This window comes from uncultured Clostridium sp. (genome assembly GCF_934754915.1).
Taxonomy (GTDB): domain Bacteria; phylum Bacillota; class Clostridia; order Clostridiales; family Clostridiaceae; genus Clostridium.
Window position 1 is genome coordinate 1 of sequence record NZ_CAKVKB010000255.1, and the last position, 3,216, is coordinate 3,216.

At 30.8% G+C, this 3,216-nt stretch carries 3 protein-coding genes; all 3 read right to left on the reverse strand.

The window, feature by feature from the left end:
• On the reverse strand, positions 1 to 487 hold a 487-nt coding region (locus Q0F58_RS18425; protein ID WP_294379363.1), incomplete at its 3' end, for an ROK family protein.
• A gap of 217 nt (positions 488 to 704) precedes the next feature.
• A complete protein-coding gene (locus tag Q0F58_RS18430; RefSeq protein ID WP_294379365.1) occupies positions 705 to 1,682 on the reverse strand; it encodes an SGNH/GDSL hydrolase family protein in 978 nt (325 codons plus the stop codon).
• A 125-nt stretch (positions 1,683 to 1,807) separates the two neighbouring features.
• Positions 1,808 to 2,707, reverse strand: a complete 900-nt coding sequence (locus Q0F58_RS18435; RefSeq protein WP_294379367.1) for a reverse transcriptase domain-containing protein — start codon at positions 2,705 to 2,707, stop codon at positions 1,808 to 1,810.
• Between the last annotated feature and the right edge of the window lie 509 nt (positions 2,708 to 3,216).

A 3,216-nucleotide genomic window follows, 5' to 3' on the forward strand; every position in this document is an offset into this window, starting at 1 on the left:
AATTAAAAACACAATATCCAAATTCTCCACCATGCTTGTGTATTCCAACATGAAGTTTTTTATCTTTTACTATAGCTCCTCCAATTCCTGTTCCACATACTATAAATGCCATATCATTATTTTCTTTTCCTGCACCAAGCCAGCATTCACCTAATGCCGCACAATTGGCATCATTTTCAATTGCAACATTTAATCCTGTTGTTTCTTTAAATATTTCCTTAAAATTTGGTCCATGTATGTATGGAATTGCACTTACTCCTCCTATAATTCCTGTAACTGAATCAACAGCACCAGGAGCACTTATTGCAATACCTTTAACATCAAATTTTTCTTTCATATCATTAGTTACATCTTCTAAGCTTTTAAAGAAAACCTCTTTATTATCCGGAGTCTTTATGCTACCGTTTTCTTTAAAGTCACCACTTTCTGTTATAACAGACCACTTTATAGAACTTCCACCAATATCAAAAACCATGTAATTTTTCATCTTTTAAAATCCGCCTCTCTTTAATGTATATATGTTCCAATTAACAATGTACAATTGACAATAAATGATAAAACCTTTGCAAGATTTCTTTAATTACTTACATAATTTTATTGTTAGAACATATATATAGTAATTTTTGAATATAATAAATTTTCCACCAATTTTATTACTATATATATTATAATTTTTTGGATAAAGTTTCAATATGTTATATCTTTCAAATAAAAATAATCATTTCTTTTTCATTTACTTTTACCCTAAACTTACCTGCATCATCTGATATAATTTCCTTATATAATAAAATTAAGTTTTTACACTCTACTTCAAAAATCAATTTTCCAGTATCATTTTTATCACCTTCAAATTTCCATCCATCATGAAATACTTGAAAACCTTCTTCATATTCCTTAAATCCAGTACATTGTAATGGTTTTATTAATTTATTATTTAAAATTCTTCCATCAATATATCTATCTCCAAATACACATTCTTTTTCTAATGTATCATCTATGATTTCTATTTTTTCACCTTTTTTATAATCATTTAAATAAACATCTTCAATAAAATGTGTTAATAATTGTGAAATTATATTATGCCCATCATCATTAGGATGAACTTCATCAGTTAATAAATCACTCCACTTCAAATTTTGACTCTTTATTATTTCACAAGCCACATCTCTAAAACTTATCATTGGAAGGTTATAATTTTCACCTATCTTTATCTGCTGATCTTGATAATTCACACCATCTTCCATAGTCATAAACACTTCTATTACTGCTGGTTTTCCTGGACTGCTCAATAATTTTCTTATTTCACTTTCATATGAAATCTTGCAGAACTCTGAATCATTATCGTTTACAGCTGCATCTACAAAAACTATATCAGGATTTTTACTCAATACTTGTTTTTCTGCTCTATGAACTCCAATAAGTGAACCAGTAGCCCCAACACCTGCATTTATATGGTTAACCTTTACATTAGTAAATTTTTCTCTAAACCATTTTGCTGTAAGTTCAACATAACATTTTTCATATACTGTTGAATTGCATCCTTGGGTAATTAAACCACCTAAAAAAGCTATTGTTATGTTTTCGCCATTTTCAGCTTTTTCAAACATTTTTAAGATTCTTGAAACATCACCTTTATTTATAACTGATTTTTCTATTAATTTATCATTTAATTTAATGCTCATATCCTCAGCTCCCATTTTTCAGTTTAATAATCGAGTAGGTGAACCTCAGAAATAATTTTCTGAGGTCTTTCCTCTCACAGAACCGTGCGTGCGGGGCCTCGCACACGGCTCCTGATAAATCTCCATTATTTTTTGTAATAATGCAAAACTGCAGTTTCTACTTTAGACATGTCGAATAGTTTGATTTCATCAAACCATTTATTCGGAAGTGCCATGCACACAAGTGGACTCGCTGAATTTCTCCATCTTGTCATGGATATTTTCTTGAAGTCACCCTTGTATCCCATTCTTCTTAGAGCTTTATGAAGTAATTTAGAAGTTTTCCATTCTTTCATTTGCTTCATTCGAAGCCTTCGTCGAATCCATTTTATTAAGTCCTCAAATAAAGTTTTACAATTGGCAATTCTAAAATAATTGCACCAGCCTCTGAGAACTGGATTAAGTTTATAAATTAAAGATTCAACGTTATATCCAGAATTTCTAGGTGTAAGTTTTCTAACTTTTTCATTAAACTTCCTAATTCTTTTCGGATGTATAGATATATATTTCTTCTTAATAATAAATCCAAGATATGATATTCCCTTGTTATTATCAGTTATGTGAGTTTTCTTCGAATTAACCGTTAATTTCAGTTCTTTCTCTAATATTCTAGTAACAATATCCTTGTACCTTCTAGCTTCGCTTCTCGATTTTGCAAAAATCAGAATATCATCTGCATATCTCACAATCCTAATATTTAAACTTTTCATTTTTTGGTCAAATTTATCCATATATATATTCATAAGCAATGGAGATATGACTCCTCCTTGTGGACTACCTATAGTAGTTTCTGAAAATGCACCATCCTCTAATATTCCGCTTTCAAGGAAGTTTCTTATTAGTTTTAATACTTTTCCATCACTAATTTTCTCATTGATTGAGTTAATTATCATTTCATGATTTAGTGTATCAAAGCATTTGGATAAATCCATATCAACTACATATTGTAATCCCCAATAATTTGCAAAACTTTCTGCTTTCTTTATCTTTACCTAATTCATACTTTTTTAGACAGTTAAGTTGACTACTTCGATTTATCTTCATCCCTTCGCAACTAGAGATAACTTTTGATTATATCTAGCTTATTATGACATTTTGCATAATATCTTCTGAATTTTACCCTCCAGAATGTTACCACCTTTCACTGGCTCAGAATTTATAACTACTACGGAATCATCTGCCACCTCACACCACATAGGCTATTCTTGTTTTTCAACTTGTTTAGCTTTACTCTAATCGAGATGATATAAGGCTTCCCCAGTTAAGTTTGCCTGCCCCACATGAACACATCCATAATAACTTATAAAGTTAACTACCGAATTTTGGACTTTCCCACTTTTTGCAAGGTTATCCGCTTTATAAGCCAATACTTGGTTTACTTGCGTTATGTTCCATGTGTCCTCTAATGCTTCCTTCATACCTTACCGTTACCAGTAACGCACTTGCCTTCGAGTTATCTTCCTATCGGGTCGGCGATGCAGGCTTCTTTCAGCCT